The sequence below is a fragment of the Lysobacter yananisis genome (assembly GCF_031199375.1).
Taxonomy (GTDB): Bacteria; Pseudomonadota; Gammaproteobacteria; order Xanthomonadales; family Xanthomonadaceae; genus Lysobacter; species Lysobacter yananisis.
On the sequence record NZ_CP133568.1, the window covers coordinates 6,069,583 to 6,087,797 of the forward strand.

The window sequence follows — 18,215 nt, forward strand, 5'->3', positions numbered from 1 at the left end:
TCGGGGCGACGCCGGCACCGCGCGCCGCGGCGAAGCGGCGGCACTTGACGGCGCCGGGCATCGGCGTAACCTTTGCCATACGCCAGCGGACAGACCGCCGGCCACTTCAACTCCGTGAGGGATTCTCATGGCACTGCAGCAATACGATTACCTCGTCTTCATCGGCCGCTTCGAGCCCTTCCACAACGGCCACGCCGCCGTCGCCCGCCACGCGCTGGGCAAGGCCGCCAAGGTCGTCTTCCTGGTCGGTTCCGCCGACACCCCCCGCACCGTCAAGAACCCCTTCACCGTCGCCGAGCGCGCGGTGATGATCCAGGCCGCGCTCGCCGACAGCGCCGACCGCCTGATCGTGCGTCCGCTGCGCGACCACCTCTACAACGAGAGCCAGTGGATCGCCAACGTCCAGCGCAGCGTCGCCGAGGCGGTGCGCGCCGACGGCGGCGCGGCGGATGCGCGCATCGGCCTGGTCGGCATGGACAAGGACGCCTCCAGCTACTACCTGCGCGAGTTCCCGCAGTGGCCGCTGGTCGACGTCAACCACACCGCCACGCTGTCGGCCACCGAACTGCGCAAGTACCTGTTCGAGGCCAACCAGCTCGACAGCCACGGCGGACTGATGCTGATCCGCGCCAACGTGCCGGCGCCGGTGTTCGACATGCTCGAGGCGTTCCGCAAGAGCTCGCCGGCGTTCAAGCAACTGGTCGCCGAATACCAGTTCATCGAGCAGTACCGCGCGGCCTGGAGCGATGCGCCCTACGCGCCGACCTTCGTCACCACCGACGCGGTGGTGGTGCATTCCGGCCACGTGCTGCTGGTGCGCCGCCGCGCCGAACCGGGCAAGGGCCTGTGGGCGCTGCCGGGCGGTTTCGTCGGCCAGCACGAAAGCCTGCTCGACGCCTGCCTGCGCGAGCTGCGCGAGGAAACCCGGCTGAAAGTGCCGCTGGCGGTGCTCAAGGGCTCGATCAAGGGCGAGCGCGTGTTCGACCATCCCGAGCGCAGCGCGCGCGGGCGCACCATCACCCACGCCTTCCACTTCGACTTTCCCGCCGGCGAACTGCCGCAGGTGCGCGGCGGCGACGACGCCGACAAGGCGCGCTGGTTCCCGGTCAGCGAGGCGCTGGAGATGAGCCCGCAGCTGTTCGAAGACCACCTGCACATCCTCGAATACTTCCTGGGCCGCGGCTGAGCGCAACGCGCACCGCCCGGCCCTCCCGCCGGCGGACAGACCGCCGGCCACACCCGACGCGAAGGAGCTTCCCGTCATGCAATGCCTCGACAACCTGCTGCTCAACACCGACAGCTACAAGGCCAGCCACTGGCTGCAGTACCCGCCCGGCACCGATGCGACGTTCTTCTACATCGAATCGCGCGGCGGCGTGTACGACCGCACGGTGTTCTTCGGCCTGCAGGCGATCCTCAAGGAGTACCTGGCCAAGCCGGTCACCCACGCCGACATCGACGAAGCGCGCGACCTGTTCGCCGCGCACGGCGAACCGTTCAACGAAGCCGGCTGGCGCTACATCGTCGATAAGCACGACGGGCTGATGCCGATCCGGATCCGCGCCGTGCCCGAAGGCACCGTGGTGCCGACCCATCAGGCGCTGGTGACGATCGAATCGACCGACCCGCAGGCCTATTGGGTGCCGTCGTACCTGGAAACCCTGCTGCTGCGCCTGTGGTACCCGGTGACGGTGGCCACCACCAGCTGGCATGCCAAGCAGACCATCCGCCAGTTCCTGGAACGCACCAGCGACGACCCGGAAGGCCAGCTGCCGTTCAAGCTGCACGACTTCGGCGCGCGCGGCGTGTCCAGCACCGAATCGGCCGCGCTCGGCGGCGCCGCGCACCTGGTCAACTTCCTCGGCACCGACACCGTCTCGGGTTTGCTGCTGGCCAAGCGCTACTACCACGAGCCGATGGCCGGCTATTCGATCCCCGCCGCCGAGCACAGCACCATCACCAGTTGGGGCCGCGAGCGCGAGGTCGATGCCTACCGCAACATGCTCGACCAGTTCGCCAAGCCCGGCGCGATCGTCGCGGTGGTGTCGGACAGTTACGACATCTTCCATGCGATTCGCGAGCACTGGGGCAAGACCCTGCGCGAGCAGATCATCGCTTCCGGCGCGACCTTGGTGGTGCGCCCCGACTCGGGCGACCCGGTCGATGTCGTGCACCAGTGCCTGTCCCTGCTCGACGAGGCCTTCGGCCACACCGTCAACGGCAAGGGCTACAAGGTGCTCAACCATGTGCGGGTGATCCAGGGCGACGGCATCAACCCGACCAGCATCCGCGCGATCCTGGAACGCGCGACCAGCTACGGCTACGCCACCGACAACCTCGCCTTCGGCATGGGCGGCGCGCTGCTGCAGCGGCTGGACCGCGACACCCAGAAGTTCGCGCTGAAGTGCTCGGCCGCGCGCGTGGATGGCGAATGGATCGACGTCTACAAGGACCCGGTCACCGACAAGGGCAAGTCGAGCAAGCGCGGCCGCATGACCCTGCTGCGCCATCGCGAATACGGCCACTTCAAGACCGTGCCGGTGCCGGCGGACGCGCCTTCGCTGGAGGAAGCGATCAAGCCGGTGGGCTACGAAGACGCGATGGTGACGGTGTGGGAGGACGGCAAGCTGGTCGCCGACTGGACGTTCGCGCAGGTGCGGGAACGGGCGAACGCGGCGCGGCTTTGAGCGTTCCCTCGCCCCAACCCCTCTCCCGCGAGCGGGAGAGGGGCTTAAAAGCAGGGGCGCTTCGCGATCGCCACGATCAGTCCCCTCGCCCGCCTGCGGGAGAGGGCTAGGGTGAGGGCCGCCGCCCCGCCCAAACTTCCAAGGACGAATCCATGCCAGCCCCTCTCGAAGGGCTAGCGACCGCCGACCCGGGCACGCTCCCGCTCAGCGCGGCCTCTTCCCTGTTCCAACGCCTGCGCGCGAGCACGCCGCAGCTGGCCCGGCGCGCGCCGGGCGAACACGACGCCGCGCGCTGGCGCGAGCACCGCATCGGCGAACGCCGCTACCGCGTCGCCCAGCCGGTCACCTTCACCCCTTACGCCGCGGCGCGGCCGTGTTCGGCGCGCTGCCTGTTCTGTTCGGAAAACCTGCGCCGGCACGACGGCGGCGCGATGGCGCAGACCCTGCGTCCCGGCCCCGATCACTTCGAGCGCCTGAGCGCGGCGCTGGCGCAATTGCGCGGGCTGCCGCTGTCGTGGTCGCTGTCGGGACTGGAGTCCAGCGACGACGAGGACTGGTTCCTGCGCTTGCTGGCGACGCTGAGCGCGGCCGAACGCGACGGGGTGCAGGTCGAGGAGCGCGTGCTCTACAGCAACGGCGCCGGCTTCGCCCGCGGCCGTGGCGAGGAATTGATCGCCGCGCTGCGAACGTTCGGCCTGTCGTGGCTGGAACTGTCGCGGCATCACTACGATGCCGCGCGCAACCAACGCATCATGCGCTTCCGCGACGGCGAACCGATCGCCGACGGCGCCGTATTCGAACGGGTGGCGCGCCAGTTGTCCGCGGCGCTGCCGCTGCGCCAGGTGTGCATCCTGCAACGCGGAGGCATCGACGACGCCGACGGCGTGCGCGCCTACCTCGACTGGGCGCGCGCCTGCGGCGCCGGCACGGTGATCTTCCGCGAGTTCTCGCGCTTGGACCCGGGCTATCGCGACAACGCCACCCGCCGCTATATCGACGCCGAACGCGTGCCGATCGATGAGGTGCTGGCCGCGTGCATGGACGCGCCGTGGTGGCCGCAACTGACGCCGCTGCGCATCACCGAAGGCTATTACTTCTGGAACCTGCGCCTGCGCGAGCAGGACAGCGGCATGGAGGTGGTGTTCGAATCCTCCGACTACGCCGCCATGCACCGCCGCCACGCCTCCGGCGACATCTACAAGCTGGTGTTCCACGGCAACGGCCGTCTCTGCGCCGGCTGGCAGCCCGATCGCGACGTGCTGTGGCCGCTGCACGAGGACCCGGCCGCGTTGCGCGAAACCAGCGACGGCGCGAGCGCGAACGGCGCCACCGCGGAGCGCGCCGATGGATAGCCGCAGCTGGCTGCTGCTGGAGCCCGACCCGCCGCAGCTGCGGCTGCCCGACGACCTGCGCGCGCGCGATCCGTTCGGCGGCCGCGACTGCGGCTGGGTCGCGCAGATGCGCCCGTTCGTGCGCCACTACGCCGCGCCGGGCGCGCGCGTGTTCGATCCGTTCTGCGGCTTCGCCACCACCTTGCTCGCCGCCGCGCTCGAAGGCCGCCGTGGCTGCGGACTGGAGATCGACCCGGCGCGCGCGCAACTGGCGCGCGAACGTCTGCAACGCCACGGCATCGACGCGCCGGTCGCCGTCGGCAGCCTGCCGGATGCGCCGGCGCCGCTGCCGTTCGACCTGTGCCTGACCAACGTTCCGTATTTCGGCTGCCGCTGGCCCGACCCCGCCGGCGCGCCCGGCGCGGACGCCGGCCAGCTCTATCTGGAACGCGACTACGAAGCCTACCTGCGGCGCCTGCGCGACATCTTCCACGCCGTGCGCGCGGCCCTGCCCGACGGCGGCTACTGCATCGCCATGGCCGAAAACCTGACTCTCGGCGAGCGCACGCTGCCGCTGGCCTGGGACCTGGCGCGGATTCTCGGCGCGCTGTTCGTGACGCGCGAAGAGCGCCTGCTGTGCTACGCACGCGATCCGCGCGCGCTGGCGCCCGGCGACGCGTCCACCGACCGCAGCCACGAATACGCGCTGGTGTTCCAGAAACAGCGCGAGCGCATCTGCCTGGACAGCACCGGCGACGAATTGCAGGCGCTGCGCGAAGCGGGATTCGCGTTCGAACTGCACGGCAGCTACCCGCGCTGGCTGGCCGCCCCCGACGCGCGCGCGCCGGCCGATGCCGACCTGCTGCTAGCCGACGATCAGGCCGAGTTCGACCGCCTGCTGTGGTGGCTGCACGAGCGTCGCTACGAACTGACGCTCTGGGGCGAACCCGTGTACCCGCCGCTGCGCCTGCCGCGCCTGCGCGAACACTGGTACCTGCGCGCGCAACGCCGCGACCGGCTGGGCCGGCTCGTGCGCCTGGATCTGTCGCTGGCAGACCAGGCCGCGCGCTGAATCGAAGTGCGACTGCAGGAGCGGCGCAAGCCGCGACCGCGATGCGGCAGGTTCGCCGCGCGGGCTGGAAGCGCGACTTCGCCGCCCTCGCACGTACCGCAGGCGCGACCTGGATGCCGAAGCCTGCGCGGTAAGCGTTGTGTCGCGGTCGCGGCTTGCGCCGCTCCTACAGGGCGATTGCGAAGCTCGCTCGTTGCCTAGCTGCCGCGGCTTCACCGGCAAGTCGAGCAACCGCGCCAAACGAAGTCCGACTATAGGAGCGGCGCGAGCCGCGACCGCGATGCGGCGGGCTCGCCGCGCGGGCTGGAAGCGCGACTTCGCCGCCCCCACCTGCGCGGCGGACGCGGCGCGTGGCAACGGCTTGCGCCACACTCACCGCGGAACTTCGCAGCCCGCTTACTCCTCCGGCCGCAACGCCGGCAATCCGGCCAGCGAGTCGGCCAGTTGCGCCAGCCGCGCGACGCCGCCGAGCGGGCGCAGCAGTTGCTCGCAGCGCGAGCGCAACGCCGAGTTGCGCAACGGCCAGGCCGGTTCGCGCCGCGAGCCGGGAAACACCACGCACAGCAGCGTTCCCTGCGGCGCGCCGCGTCCGCTGCGCGCGTGCGCGCGTACCCCGGACAGGTCGCTGGCCATGCGCTCGGACATCTCGCCCAGCGCCCGGCCGCGGCCGGCATCGCCGATCAGGCCGAAACTGCTGCGCGCGGTGGCGCGGTCGTGGACGACGACGAAGTCGCCGACGCCGCCCGCGCCGGCCTGCGCCAGCCACGTCGCCGGCATGGCCAGGTACGGCACCCGTCCCGCGTCGACATAAGCCTGCGGATTGCTGCGCGGAAAGCGGGCGTCGGCCAGCGCGGTGGTGGAGACGAAGTAACCGGCTTGGGCGCCCTCGGCCTGGCGCAGCGGCCGCTGCGGTTGGTGCGGATCGGGCACCAGCCGCTCGCGCCACGCGCCGCTCGGCCAGCCGCTGTCGTGCAGGCTGCCGCTGCCGGTGTCGTCGGGGTGGTAGGCGTCGGGCGCGCCCTGGGCGGTGACCGGCGGCCCCGCGCACAGGAACGCATAGGCGCGGTGGCCGCCGGCATCGACGCGGTGCAGCGCCGCGCCGGCGAACTCGGTCCAATGCTCGATCAGCACCACGCCCATGTGCGTTCCATCCCTGGCCCGGACGGCGCGAGGGTTCGCGCCCGGCTCCGAATGGCGCGATTGCGACGCGGCGAATGTCAATTCGCCGTGACGCCGTCGAAGCGGCTGCATCGGATGATCAGCGCCGCAACCAGGATGCGCGCAAACCCGCATGCTTCGCATGCCTGTACGCATCAAAAAAGCAGCTTCAATCCGCCGATGCGGAAAAATTTACGTATTCAGATGGCCGGATTGTCACAACATCCGGTACCAGAACAGCGCCGTCTCATGCGCGATGTCCGGCTCGTTGGCGTAGTGGTAGCGGTCGCATCCGCCGAGCACGAAACCGTGGCGCAGGTACATGCGGCACGCGATGACGTTGGTGTCCTGGGTTTCCAGCATGATCCCCGGATAGCCGTGCGTGCGCGCCCAATCCAGCGCCGCATGCATCAAGGCCGTGCCGGCGCCGCGGCGGCGCGCGTTGCGGTCGATGGCGATGTCGTCGATATAGGCGAAGCCGTTCCAGGTGCGCGACATCATCATCCGCCCGGCCACGCGCCCGTCGAGGCGAACCACGAACGCGGCCGCGTCGGTCGCGGTGTTGCCGCGGGCGCGCTGCAGGTAATCGCGCAAGCCCTCGGCATCGGCGTCGTCGCCGTAGTTCTTGCGGTACGGCTCTTCGAGCCGCTCGGTTTCGAACGAATCCAGGTCGCACCACAGCGCGCCGTCGCGCAGTTGCAGCAGCAGGCGCTGGAAGGCGATGAAGCTGCCGTCGAAGGCCACCGCGGCGTCCACGTCCTGCTCGCGCAAGGCGTGGACCGTAGGGCCGCGCGCCTCATCCTGCGCATCGCTGTCCTGCTCGCCGGCGCTCATGCCGCCAGCTCCAGCGCCAGGATCGCGTCGTGGTAGGTGTGGCCGCCGACCTGGAATTCGCGCTCGCCGATCTGCGCATAGCCGCAGCGCGCATAGAACGCCAGCGCGCGTTCGTTGCCGGCGTACACGCCCAGCAGCAGGCGGCCGGCGCCGCGCGCGCGCGCTTCGTCGATGGCGTGCTGCATCAAGCGGCGGCCGGTGCCGCCGCCGTGGAAGCGCGAGAGCAGGTAGATGCGCTTGAGTTCGAGGTCGTCCGCGCGCAGGTCGGCCAGCGGCAGGTTCGGCGCCGTCAGCATCGCGAAGCCGACCGGTGCGGCGCCGAGCGCGCTCTCGGCCAGCCACAGCGCCGTCGCCGGATCGGCCAGGGCCTGCGCGTACAGTTCGGCGGCGTGCTGCTTGCGGCAGTGGGCGACGATGTCGGCGCCGTCGAGGATGCCGGCGAAGGTGTCGAGAAAGGTCGCCGCGCCGGCCAGGGCGAGCGCATCGGCGTCGCCGGCATGGGCGCGGCGGATCGAGGGAACGGCGGCGGGATCGGTCATGGCGGCGAGTCGGAGGGCCCGAAGGCGATGCGGCCAAGATCGCATGCGCAGGCGTCGGTGCGGTATCCGCGGATGGTCGCGGACGGCGACGCGACCGCGACGGCGCGCTTGCGAAATCCCGGCGGCCGTTCCGACATATGCCGGAACGCAGGCGGAAAGGCTTTCGCGGTGGCCGAGTTGACGCGGTCGCGGCTCGCGCCGCACCTACAGGGCGAGTCCGCGGCGTTGCTGGAAGTCCCACTGAAGGCGCTGCGCAAACTGCGACCGCGACGCCGCAGCGACGACGCGAGCCGTCCCCGGCCCGCGCCGCCTGCGCCGACCGGCGCCGCCTCAGCCGCCGACCCGGATCACCACCTTGCCGAAGTGCGAGCCGCTTTCCAGGTAGCGATACGCCTCGCCCGCCTGCTCGAACGCAAACATACGGTCCACCACCGGCGCGATCCGGTTGACGCCGACGAAGCGCGCCAAGTCCTCGCCCATGCCGCGGCTGCCGACGTAGATGCCGGACAGGCGCTTGGCGCCCATGATCAGCGCGAACGGGTCGAACTCGCCGGCGAAGCCGCTGACCCCGCCGATGATCGCGACCGTGCCGTTCATCGCCGCCGCGCGCAGCGAGCGCGCCAGGGTGCCGGCGCCGCCGACTTCCAGCACCGCATCGACGCCGTCGCCGGCGGTCAGGCGCAGCACTTCGTCCTGCCACTCCGGGTGGGTGCGGTAGTTGATGGTCTCGTCGGCGCCGAGCGCGCGTGCGCGTTCGAGCTTGGCGTCGCTGGAGGAAGTGACGATCGCGCGCAGCCCCGCCGCCTTGGCCAGTTGCAGGCCCCAGATCGAGACGCCGCCGGTGCCCAGCAGCAGCACGCTCTGGCCCGGGCGCAGGCCGGCTTCGACGAACAGCGCGTTCCAGGCGGTGACGCCGGCGCAGGTCAGGGTCGCGGCCTGGGCGTCGTCCAGGTGCGCGGGCACGGCGAACACCGACTCCTGCGACACCACGATCTGTTCGGCCAGCACGCCGTCGGCGTCGGCGCCGAACGGCTCGCGGGTGGCGTGGGCGCTGGCGGCGCCGGCGTGCCAGTGCGGGAAGAAGCTGGTGGCGACGCGGTCGCCGAGCGCCCAGCGGGTCGCGCCGGGGCCGAGCTCGATCACTTCGGCGACGGCGTCGGACGCCGGGATCACCGCGCGGTCGCCGCCGGCGGGATAACGGCCGTCGGCGACCATCAGGTCGCGGAAGTTCAGCGACACCGCGCGCACGCGCAGGCGCACCTGGCCGGCGCCCAGCGGCGCGGGCGCTTCCTCGGCCAGGGCGAGCGAGTCGATGCCGCGGCCGGCGCGGATGCGGTAAGCCTTCATGGGGGACACTCCTGGAACAGTGGGGATGAGGGGCCGGGACGATGCCGCGGCCCAGGAGCGCTACGATAGCGTCGCCGCGTGCGCTCTAGTGGCTAGATTTCTTCCACTCTCCGTAGCCCGACAGGAACCAATCCCATGGCCGTCAACGATCGCCTGCTCGGCATCGTCGCCTTCGTCCAGTCCGCCGAGGCCGGCAGCTTCGCGGTCGCCGCCGACCGCCTGGGGGTGACCCGCTCGGCCATCGGCAAGCGCATCGCCCGGCTCGAACAACAGCTCGGCGTGCGCCTGTTCCACCGCAGCACCCGCCGCCAGAGCCTGAGCGAGGACGGCCAGGCCTACTACGAGCGTTGCGTGAAGGCGTTGGCCGAACTCGACGCCGCCGAGGCCGCGCTCGACAGCGGCCGGCGCGAGCCCAGCGGACGGCTGCGGATCAGCGCGCCGGTGATGTTCGGCCGCCATTGCGTGGCGCCGGTAGTGCTGGAGCTGTCGCGGCGCCATCCCAAGCTGGAGATCGACCTGTCGTTCAACGACCGCATGGTCGATCTGGTCGAGGAAGGCTACGACCTGGGCATCCGCGTCGGCCGCCTGCGCGACAGCGCGACCCTCGCCGCGCGCCTGTTGACCCAGGAGCACCTGGGCATCTGCGCCGCGCCGGCGTATTTGGCCAAGCGCGGGCTGCCGCGCGAGATCGACGACTTCGCCGGCCACGACGCGGTGATCTACGGCCGCCACGGCCAGCTCGTGCCCTGGCGCCTGCGCGACGGCGACGGCGAAGTGCGCGAGCCGCAGGTCAACGCGCGCCTGCGCTTCGACGACCTGCAGGCGATCGCCGACGCGACCATCGCCGGCGCCGGCCTGGCCCAGTTGCCGTGCTGGCTGCTGAGCCGCTACCTGCGCAGCGGCGAACTGCAGATGGTGATGCACGCCGACCGCGTGGTCGGCAGCCGGATCAGCGCGGTGTGGCCGCACACCCACTACCTGCCGCTGCGCACGCGCGCGGCGATCGACCTGCTGGTGGAACGGATCCCAGGGATGGTCGGGACGGGCTTCGGCAAGCCGCTGGCGGCGGTGGCGTGAAGCGGGCGGTTGCCGTTGCCTTGCTGCAGGTTGCGTCGCAAGCGCAGTGTCGCGGTCGCAGCTCGCGCAGTTCCTACAGTCGGATTTCCAACGACAACGCGGCCTGGGGCTCGCCCTGTAGGAGCGACGCAAGTCGCGACCGCGCCGCCGCAACGACGACGAACCCCACGCCCCGCCTCACCGCTCCGGCCAATACCACGCCGGCGCATCGAGCAGGCCCTGCCCTTCCACCTCGGTCTGCCCGAACGGTTTGTGCAGGCGGATCGCGTTGCAGCCGTCTTCGTCCTCCAGCGCCGCGACCAGCCGGGTCGCGTGCGAGACCACCCACACCTGGCTGCGCCGGGACGCGCGCGCGATCAACCGGCCCAGCGCCGGCAGCAGGTCCGGGTGCAGGCTGGTCTCGGGTTCGTTGAGCACCATCAGCGGCGGCGGCCGCGGGGTGTGCAGGGCGGCGATCCACAGCAGGTAGCGCAAGGTGCCGTCGGACAGTTCCGCCGCCGACAGCGGCCGCAGCAGGCCGGGCTGTTCGAGTTCGAGCACGAAGCGCCCGCCCTCGCCGGCCACGCGCACGCGCGCGCCGGGGAAGGCGTCGTCGACCGCCTCGGCCAGCGCGCGCGCATCGCCGATCTCGACGATGGTCTGCCACGCCGCGGCGAGGTCGCGGCCGTCGTGGCTGAGCACCGGGGTCATCGTGCCCAGTTGCGGCTGCCGCGCCGGCGCCTGCGCGTCGCTGCGGAAGTGGTCGTAGAAGCGCCAGCCGCGGATGGTCTCGCGCAGGGTCAGCACCTCCGGCGCCGCGCGCGGGTCGGACAGCTGGGCGAACAGGCTCTCGAACGGGCTCAGGTGCTCGGCCGCTACGCGCCAGCCGCGGCCCTCGCGCACCCGCGCCAGGCCGCCGCGGCGGTCGACCAGCAGGTTGGAACTGCGCAGGAACGGGCCGCTCCAGATCGCCTCGCGCTTGATCTGCGGGTCCATGCCGAACAAGGTCCGCGACGGGATCGGCAGGCCCAGGTCGATGGCGTAGCCGTAGTCCTCGCCGGCGAAGCCCAGCCGCAGCGCCACCGGCGCCTGGCGCTGGGTGCCCTGCACCGCCACCTCGCCGCGCTTCATCCGCGCCGAGACCGTCTCCGGCCCGGCCCACAGCGCCGACGGCAGCCCGCCCTCGCGCGCCAGCGCCGGCACCACCCCGCCCTGCGCGGTTTCCGCCAGCAGGCGCAGCGCGCGGTAGAGGTTGGACTTGCCGCAGCCGTTGGCGCCGGTGACCACGTTGAGCCGCCCCAGGCCCAGTTCGAGCTTATGCAGCGAGCGGTAGTGGGCGATCGCCAGGGTCTGCAGCACTTGAAACGCTCCTTGCGCAAAAAAAACGTAGACGAGGATGCAGCTCCGGCGTCGCAGCGGGTGCGGCGCCCGCGCGCAGTATCGGACGAGCGTCCTTTTTAAGCACTGGATCACGTTACTATGGCGACGAGAGTCGTCGTGCAGGCCGGGATCGCCCGGCCTGCCTGCGCCCGGGGCCCCCCTGCCGACCTCCCGCTGCCCCCTGCAGCGTGGCCGGGGGAACGGCGCCCGCACTCCGTCAGTCGCCGCGCCCGCAACGGTCGCGGCGGGTCAAACAGGATGCAGTTTTAAGGAACGAAACGATGAAGACCGCTAATCGGGGAATCCAGGCCATGGCCTGCGTGGTGGGCCTGGGCGTGGCGCTGGCCGCCGCGCCGGGCTGGGCCCAGCGCAAGAGCGCGCAGGACCAGCGCGCCGAGAAGATGAACGAGATTCCGACCTGCTCGAAGAACCTCGGCGCGATCTCGGTGATCGAGCCGGAAGACGCGACCAACTGGTGGACCGGCCAGCAACTGCCTGCACCGAGCAAGCTGATCAAGGTGTTCGTGCAGAAGTCGCGCTGCTTCACCCTGGTCGACCGCGGCGCCGGCATGGACGTGGCGATGCGCGAACGCGACCTCGCCGCCAGCGGCCAGCTGCGCAACAAGTCCAACGTCGGCAAGGGCCAGATCCGCGCCGCCGACTACGTGCTGGTGCCGGACCTGATCTCGAAGAACTCCAACGCCGGCGGCAACGCCGTGGGCGGCCTGCTCGGCGGCCTGATCGGCGGCCGCGCCGGCGCGGTGGCCGGCAACCTCAACTTCAACAAGCGGACCGCCGACGTGGTGCTGACCGTCACCGACGTGCGCTCCTCCGAGCAGGTCGCGATGGCCGAGGGCAGCGCCAAGAAGACCGACATCGGCTTCGGCGCCAGCGGCGCGCTGTTCGGCAGCAGCGGCCTCGGCGGCGCCGGCGTGTCGGGCTACGCCAACACCGAGATCGGCCAGGTCATCACCATGGCCTACCTGCAGGCCTACACCAACCTGGTCGCCGAGCTCGGCGGCCTGTCCGGCAACCCGTCGGCGTCGAACGCGCAGCAGGCGGTGACCGTGGTCAAGTCCGCGCGCCTGTTCGCCAACGCCAACGGCAGCGGCAAGGTGGTGCGTCCGCTCGACCCGGGCATGATGCTCTACCCCACCGGCAACAAGCAGGGCGCGATGTGGGAAGTCGAGGACGAGCTCGGCAACAAGGGCTGGGTGACCTCGCTGGCGCTGGAACTGTCGAAGTAAGCGCCGCGGACATCGCTGCGCGCGCGAAGGCCGCCGGGCGACCGGCGGCCTTTTTCGTAGGCGCGGCGTTAGCGGGCGCACAAGACAGGCCGCGGTCGATTGATCTACAAAGACGCTCCCGTCCGACCGCGAAGACCGCCATGCCCGCCACCGACCGCAACCTGCGCCTGGATTACCTGGAATTCAACGTCGCCGACATCGCCGCCTCCAAGGCCTTCTACGGCGCCGCGTTCGGCTGGCGCTTCACCGACTACGGCCCGGAGTACTGCGAGTTCGACGACGGCCGCATGAAGGGCGGCTTCAGCACCCACGCCGCGCCGCGTCCCGGCGGCGCGCTGGTGGTGATCTACGCCGACGACCTCGCCGACGCGCGGCGCCGGGTCGAGGCGGCCGGCGGCGCGATCGTCGCCGAGCACGAGTTTCCCGGCGGCCGCCGTTTCCACTTCCTCGATCCGGACGGCTACGAACTGGCGGTGTGGACCCAGGACTGACGCCGCATCCGCGACGGCTCGCCCGCACTGGCCGCCGTCGCGCCGCAGCGTCTATGCTGCGGCGCAAACGGAGGAACGCGCATGGCCTTGGACGCATTGGCCGAAGTCGCCGGCGCCGCGCTGCGGTTGTGCGGGCGCATGCTGTTCGAAATCGTGGTGGAGTGGCTGATCTACGGCACCGGCCGGCTGCTGCTGTGGCCGTTCTACCGGCGCAAACCGCCCGGCGACACGGCCTGCCTGTTCGCGGGTCTGGGCTTCTGGCTGCTGTTGCTGTTCGCCGTCGCATGGAGCCGGACCGCCTTGAACGCCTGAACCTTCGGAGCCCGCATGGCCTACGAACCGATCCACATGACCTGGGACTACTGGGACGGCCCGCGCACCGGCATCGCCGATTGCGAGGGACGCCCGCATTACTTCTCCTGCCTGTTCGATCCACAGCAGGAGGAATACCGCGACTTGTTCGTGGTCACTCCGATCGATGCCGAAACCTGGGATCGGGCGCAGCAGCACTGGGCGATCTGGCAGCGCTGGGAAGCCGAGGTCAACGCCGGCCGGCTGACGCCGGAGAGTCATCCCAAGTACGGCCACTTCGATCCGCGCTATACCGAACTGGAAGCGCTGATCGACGCCGGCATCGACCGCCTGCGCGGCCAGACGGCGCGCAGGCGCGGCGCGTTGCGGCGACGCGCGGTCGAGGGCGAGCTGTTTCCGGGACAGTGGAACCGCTACGAGATCGAATGGTCGGCGCCGCTGGCGGACGACGGGCCCGACGAGGGCGCGAAGTGAATCGTCGCGGCGATGCCGCGACCTGAGCGAAAAGCGTCGGGCCTGAAGGCCCTCCCACCGCTGCCGGGCAACCGCTGGGTGGGAGGGGCTTCAGCCCCGACGCTTTCGTGTCCGGCCACCGCGACCGCAACGAAAGGCATCGGGACCGAAGCCCCCGGCACGCTCACACCTTGGCCTGCTTCCACTTGCCGCGGGTGAACAGCCACAGGGTGAACGCGCCGACCGAGGTCTCCGACACGAACACGCCCCAGAACACGCCCAGTTCCTTCCAGCCCAGCTGGATCGCCAGCCAGTACGACAGCGGAATCTGGATCAGCCAGAAGAACACCACGTTGATCTTGGTCGGGGTCACGGTGTCGCCGGCGCCGTTGAAGGCCTGCACCGTGACCATCCACCAGCCGTAGATGAAGAACGAGTACGACAGGATCCGCAGCCATTCGGCGCCGACCTTGACCACCTCCGGGTCGGCGCTGAATATCCCGACCAACTGCTGCGGGAAGGCGAAGAACAGCACCGACACCAGCACCAGGTAGCCCATGTTGTACCAGCCGATATGCCACACCGCGGCCTCGGCGCGGTCGGCGTGGCCGGCGCCGAGGTTCTGCCCGACCAGGGTCGCGGCGGCGTTGGACATGCCCCAGGCCGGCATCATCGTGAACATCATCACCCGGATGGCGATGGTCGCGCCGGCCACCGCCTCGCTGCCGATGGTGGCGAGGATGCGCATCAGGAAGATCCACGCGGTCATCGCCACGATCATCTGGCCGACGCCGCCGAGCGAGGTGCGCACGATGTTCCACAGCATCGCGCCGTGCCAGACCAGCTGCGCCGCGGTCACCCGGATGTGCTTGCCGCCGCGGAACAGCACCCACAGCTGGTACAGCACGCCGCAGCCGCGGCCGATGCAGGTGGCGATGGCGGCGCCCTCGATGCCCCACGCCGGGAACGGCCCCGGGCCGAAGATCAGCAGCGGGCACAGCACGATGTTGAGGCCGTTCGACAGCCACAGCACCCGCATCGAAATCGCCGCGTCGCCGGCGCCGCGGAAGATCGCGTTGATCACGAACAACAGCACGATCACCACGTTGGCGCCGAGCATCCACTGGGTGTAGCGGTAGCCGTGCTCGATGCTCCAGGCGTCGGCGCCCATCAGCCGCAACAGATCCTGGGCGTAGAAGATGCCGGCCAGCGCCGGCGGCACCGACACCAACAAGGCGATCAGGATCGCCTGCACCGCGGTCGCCGCGGCCTCCTCGGGCTTGCCTTCGCCGATGCGCCGCGCCACCACCGCGGTGACCGCCATCGCCAGCCCCATCGCCACCGCATACAGCAGGAACAGATAGCTCTCGGTCAGCCCGACCGTGGCCACCGCCGACGGGCCGAGCTTGGAGACGAAGAAGATGTCGACCACGGCGAAGGTCGATTCCAGCACCAGCTCCAGCACCATCGGCACGGCCAGCAGGAACACCGCGCGGCGCAGCGGGATCTTGGTGTAGTCGGCGTCGGTGCCGCGCACCGCGTCGCGCAGTTCGCGCCACAGCGACTGCGGCGGATGGGCGTCGGCGGCGTGGGGCGGATCGGCCGCCGGGGAATCGTGGGTCATCGCAAGCTCCGTGCTCGGTCGCACCGACGGATGATAGGGCCCCATGCCCGCCCCGCCAGTGACAACAGTACGACGATGCGCGGGAAGCGGAATCGACGCGGCCGCACGCAACGCGACGCTGGCGCAAGTCGCCCCGGCCGGGCTACAAGGGCGGGGCTACGAACGTCCGTGCCGGACGCGGCCGGCCGGTCCGTCCGCAGCGCCAGGACCGCGTCGCGAAAAAAACGCGGCGGCGATGTCGATTCGCGCCGCGGCCGTTCGTCGCATCAGTGAGGACCCCGCCTCGTCCCTTCTTCTGGAGAACCACATGTCCGGTACCGTCCGCCTGCTCCGCGTCTTCACCTGCCCGCCCGAGCGCGTCTACCGCGCCTTCCTCGACCCCGCCGCGCTGTGCAAGTGGCTGCCGCCGGACGGCTTCACCTGCACCGTGCACGAACTCGACGCGCGCGTCGGCGGCCGCTACCGCATGAGCTTCACCAACTTCAGCACCGGCAACGGCCACAGCTTCGGCGGCACCTACCTGGAGCTGGTGCCGAACGAGCGCATCGTCCACGACGACCGCTTCGACGACCCCAACCTGCCCGGGACCATGGTCACCACGATCACCTTCCGTGCCGTCTCCTGCGGCACCGAGGTGGAAGTGGTGCAGGAAGGGATTCCGGAGGTGATTCCGGTCGAGCAGTGCTACCTGGGCTGGCAGGAATCGCTGACCCTGCTGGAGCGGTTGGTGGAGCCGACGATTCCCGAGTGATCCCGACTCTGCGCCCGAGCCACGCCCGATAACGAAACGGCGGCCTCATAGCGAGGCCGCCGTTTCGTTTCCGACTGTAGGAGCTGCGCGAGCTGCGACCGCGACACCGCGACTACAACGAAACCACGCCGCGAGCGGACGCCACGCGGTCGCGACTCGCGTCGCTCCTACAGGGCGCATCCGCGGCATAGCGGCGGCCGGCCCGCCGGTGCCTCACTGCATCGGCAGCTTCAACCCCTGCTCCTTCGCGCATTGCCGCGCGATCTCATAGCCCGCATCGGCATGCCGCATCACGCCGGTGCCCGGGTCGTTCCAAAGCACCCGCGCGATGCGCCTGTCGGCCTCCTCGCTGCCGTCGCAGACGATCACTACGCCTGAGTGCTGCGAGTAACCCATGCCGACGCCGCCGCCGTGGTGCAGCGACACCCAGGTCGCGCCGCCGGCGACGTTGAGCATGGCGTTGAGCAGCGGCCAGTCGCTGACCGCGTCGCTGCCGTCCTTCATCGCCTCGGTCTCGCGATTCGGCGAGGCCACCGAGCCGCTGTCGAGGTGGTCACGGCCGATCACCACCGGCGCTTTCAGCTCGCCGTTGCGCACCATCTCGTTGAACGCCAGGCCGAGCTTGTGGCGCAGCCCCAGCCCGACCCAGCAGATGCGCGCCGGCAGGCCCTGGAAGCTGATGCGTTCGCGCGCCATGTCGAGCCAGCGGTGCAGGTGCGCGTCGTCGGCGATGATCTCCTTGACCTTGGCGTCGGTCTTGTAGATGTCCTCGGGATCGCCGCTGAGCGCGACCCAGCGGAACGGGCCGACGCCGCGGCAGAACAGCGGGCGCACGTAGGCCGGTACGAAGCCGGGGAAATCGAACGCGTTCTCGAGGCCTTCGTCGAACGCCATCTGACGGATGTTGTTGCCGTAATCGACGGTCGGGATGCCCTGTGCGTGGAACGCCAGCATCGCCTCGACGTGTACGCGCATCGACTTCTTGGCCGCGTCGCGCACGCCTTCGGGATCGCCCTTCTGCTCGTCCAGCCACCGCTCCACCGTCCAGCCGATCGGCAGATAACCGTGCACCGGATCGTGCGCGGAAGTCTGGTCGGTCACGCAGTCCGGACGCACGCCGCGCTTGACCAGCTCCGGCAGGATCTCGGCGGCGTTGCCCAGCAGCGCGACCGACTTGGCTTCGCCGGCGGCGGTGTACTTGGCGATGCGCGCCAGCGCGTCGTCGAGGTCGCTGGCCTGTTCGTCGACGTAACGCGTGCGCAGGCGCATGTCGATGCTGCTCTGCTTGCATTCGATGTTCAGCGAGCACGCGCCGGCCAGCGACGCGGCCAGCGGCTGCGCGCCGCCCATGCCACCCAGGCCCGCGGTGAGGATCCACTTGCCTTTCAGATCGCCGCCGTAATGCTGGCGGCCCATCTCGACGAAGGTCTCGTAGGTGCCCTGGACGATGCCCTGCGAGCCGATGTAGATCCAGCTGCCGGCGGTCATCTGGCCGTACATCATCAAGCCCTTCTTATCGAGCTCGTTGAAGTGCTCCCAGGTGGCCCAGTGCGGCACCAGGTTGGAATTGGCCAGCAGCACGCGCGGCGCGTCGGCATGGGTGGGAAACACGCCGACCGGCTTGCCCGACTGGATCAGCAAGGTTTCGTTGTCGTCGAGTTCGCGCAGCGACTTGAGGATCGCGTCGAAGCAGTCCCAGTCGCGCGCGGCGCGGCCGATGCCGCCGTAGACCACCAGTTCGGCCGGGTTCTCGGCCACGTCCGGGTCCAGGTTGTTCTGGATCATCCGGTAGGCGGCTTCGCTGAGCCAGGACTTGCAGGTCTTGTCGCCGCCGCGCGGGGCGCGGACGACGCGGGAGGGATCTTTGCGGTTCGCTGCGGACATGGCGGTTTCCGTGATGCGGGCGAGGCGGAAATTATCGCGCCGGGTTTCC

Annotated in this window: 15 protein-coding genes and 4 pseudogenes; 10 read left to right on the plus strand and 9 right to left on the minus strand. The window is 70.4% G+C overall.

Annotated features, from left to right (window positions below):
• Positions 1 to 127: 127 nt before the first annotated feature.
• The 4 genes and pseudogenes from RDV84_RS25170 to RDV84_RS25185 all read left to right on the plus strand — a co-directional run bounded on the left by RDV84_RS25170 (position 128) and on the right by RDV84_RS25185 (position 5,090).
• Entirely contained in the window at positions 128 to 1,186 is a 1,059-nt protein-coding gene (locus RDV84_RS25170; RefSeq protein WP_078998276.1) for a bifunctional nicotinamide-nucleotide adenylyltransferase/Nudix hydroxylase, read from the plus strand.
• A 76-nt stretch (positions 1,187 to 1,262) separates the two neighbouring features.
• A complete protein-coding gene (locus RDV84_RS25175) occupies positions 1,263 to 2,687 on the plus strand; it encodes a nicotinate phosphoribosyltransferase (protein ID WP_309152012.1) in 1,425 nt (474 codons plus the stop codon).
• A 152-nt stretch (positions 2,688 to 2,839) separates the two neighbouring features.
• Positions 2,840 to 3,952, plus strand: a pseudogene (locus RDV84_RS25180) (hypothetical protein); the annotation flags it as partial.
• Positions 3,953 to 4,031: 79 nt separating this feature from the next.
• Entirely contained in the window at positions 4,032 to 5,090 is a 1,059-nt protein-coding gene (locus RDV84_RS25185; RefSeq protein ID WP_309152013.1) for a DNA methyltransferase, read from the plus strand.
• A gap of 396 nt (positions 5,091 to 5,486) precedes the next feature.
• Here RDV84_RS25185 and RDV84_RS25190 read toward each other — a convergent pair whose 3' ends face one another.
• The 4 genes from RDV84_RS25190 to RDV84_RS25205 form a co-directional block, all read right to left on the minus strand.
• A complete protein-coding gene (locus RDV84_RS25190) occupies positions 5,487 to 6,230 on the minus strand; it encodes a hypothetical protein (RefSeq protein WP_309152014.1) in 744 nt (247 codons plus the stop codon).
• Between the two features lie 234 nt (positions 6,231 to 6,464).
• Positions 6,465 to 7,082, minus strand: a complete 618-nt coding sequence (locus RDV84_RS25195; protein WP_057946731.1) for a GNAT family N-acetyltransferase — start codon at positions 7,080 to 7,082, stop codon at positions 6,465 to 6,467.
• Positions 7,079 to 7,621 (minus strand): GNAT family N-acetyltransferase, encoded by a 543-nt coding sequence (locus RDV84_RS25200; RefSeq protein ID WP_309152015.1) that lies wholly within the window; start codon positions 7,619 to 7,621, stop codon positions 7,079 to 7,081. The genes RDV84_RS25195 and RDV84_RS25200 overlap by 4 nt, the downstream gene beginning before the upstream one ends.
• Positions 7,622 to 7,951: 330 nt before the next feature.
• Positions 7,952 to 8,968, minus strand: coding sequence for a zinc-dependent alcohol dehydrogenase family protein (locus RDV84_RS25205; RefSeq protein WP_309152016.1), 1,017 nt, complete (start codon positions 8,966 to 8,968; stop codon positions 7,952 to 7,954).
• 135 nt (positions 8,969 to 9,103) lie between these two features.
• On the opposite strand from RDV84_RS25205, the gene RDV84_RS25210 reads away from it, so the two are divergent.
• Positions 9,104 to 10,045 (plus strand): LysR family transcriptional regulator, encoded by a 942-nt coding sequence (locus RDV84_RS25210; RefSeq protein ID WP_309152017.1) that lies wholly within the window; start codon positions 9,104 to 9,106, stop codon positions 10,043 to 10,045.
• Between the two features lie 177 nt (positions 10,046 to 10,222).
• Here RDV84_RS25210 and RDV84_RS25215 read toward each other — a convergent pair whose 3' ends face one another.
• Positions 10,223 to 11,383 carry an AAA family ATPase gene (locus tag RDV84_RS25215; protein ID WP_309152018.1) on the minus strand — a complete coding sequence of 387 codons (1,161 nt, stop codon included), beginning with the start codon at positions 11,381 to 11,383 and terminating at the stop codon, positions 10,223 to 10,225.
• 302 nt (positions 11,384 to 11,685) lie between these two features.
• On the opposite strand from RDV84_RS25215, the gene RDV84_RS25220 reads away from it, so the two are divergent.
• The 3 genes from RDV84_RS25220 to RDV84_RS25230 all read left to right on the plus strand — a co-directional run bounded on the left by RDV84_RS25220 (position 11,686) and on the right by RDV84_RS25230 (position 13,454).
• The gene (locus RDV84_RS25220; protein ID WP_057946726.1) at positions 11,686 to 12,651 is read left to right on the plus strand and encodes a CsgG/HfaB family protein; all 966 of its coding nucleotides are present in this window, start codon (positions 11,686 to 11,688) and stop codon (positions 12,649 to 12,651) included.
• A 140-nt stretch (positions 12,652 to 12,791) separates the two neighbouring features.
• Positions 12,792 to 13,142 (plus strand): VOC family protein, encoded by a 351-nt coding sequence (locus tag RDV84_RS25225; protein ID WP_309152019.1) that lies wholly within the window; start codon positions 12,792 to 12,794, stop codon positions 13,140 to 13,142.
• An 81-nt stretch (positions 13,143 to 13,223) separates the two neighbouring features.
• Positions 13,224 to 13,454, plus strand: a complete 231-nt coding sequence (locus RDV84_RS25230) for a hypothetical protein (RefSeq protein ID WP_309152020.1) — start codon at positions 13,224 to 13,226, stop codon at positions 13,452 to 13,454.
• Between the two features lie 229 nt (positions 13,455 to 13,683).
• On the opposite strand, the gene RDV84_RS27190 is transcribed toward RDV84_RS25230, so the two are convergent.
• A complete protein-coding gene (locus tag RDV84_RS27190; RefSeq protein WP_425606341.1) occupies positions 13,684 to 13,986 on the minus strand; it encodes a DUF6053 domain-containing protein in 303 nt (100 codons plus the stop codon).
• On the opposite strand from RDV84_RS27190, the pseudogene RDV84_RS27195 reads away from it, so the two are divergent.
• A pseudogene (locus tag RDV84_RS27195) lies at positions 13,941 to 14,078 on the plus strand (hypothetical protein); the annotation flags it as partial. The gene RDV84_RS27190 and the pseudogene RDV84_RS27195 sit on opposite strands and share 46 nt — an antisense overlap.
• Here the strand turns inward: RDV84_RS27195 and RDV84_RS27200 are convergent.
• Together RDV84_RS27200 and RDV84_RS25240 are read right to left on the minus strand one after the other, a co-directional pair.
• A pseudogene (locus RDV84_RS27200) lies at positions 14,015 to 14,248 on the minus strand (hypothetical protein); the annotation flags it as partial. The pseudogenes RDV84_RS27195 and RDV84_RS27200 sit on opposite strands and share 64 nt — an antisense overlap.
• Positions 14,197 to 15,576, minus strand: a pseudogene (locus RDV84_RS25240) (MATE family efflux transporter); the annotation flags it as partial. The pseudogenes RDV84_RS25240 and RDV84_RS27200, both read right to left, overlap by 52 nt.
• A gap of 262 nt (positions 15,577 to 15,838) precedes the next feature.
• On the opposite strand from RDV84_RS25240, the gene RDV84_RS25245 reads away from it, so the two are divergent.
• Positions 15,839 to 16,282, plus strand: a complete 444-nt coding sequence (locus tag RDV84_RS25245; protein WP_078998263.1) for an SRPBCC family protein — start codon at positions 15,839 to 15,841, stop codon at positions 16,280 to 16,282.
• Between the two features lie 213 nt (positions 16,283 to 16,495).
• Here the strand turns inward: RDV84_RS25245 and hutU are convergent, their stop codons facing one another.
• Positions 16,496 to 18,166 carry a urocanate hydratase gene (gene hutU / locus RDV84_RS25250; RefSeq protein WP_309152023.1) on the minus strand — a complete coding sequence of 557 codons (1,671 nt, stop codon included), beginning with the start codon at positions 18,164 to 18,166 and terminating at the stop codon, positions 16,496 to 16,498.
• Between the last annotated feature and the right edge of the window lie 49 nt (positions 18,167 to 18,215).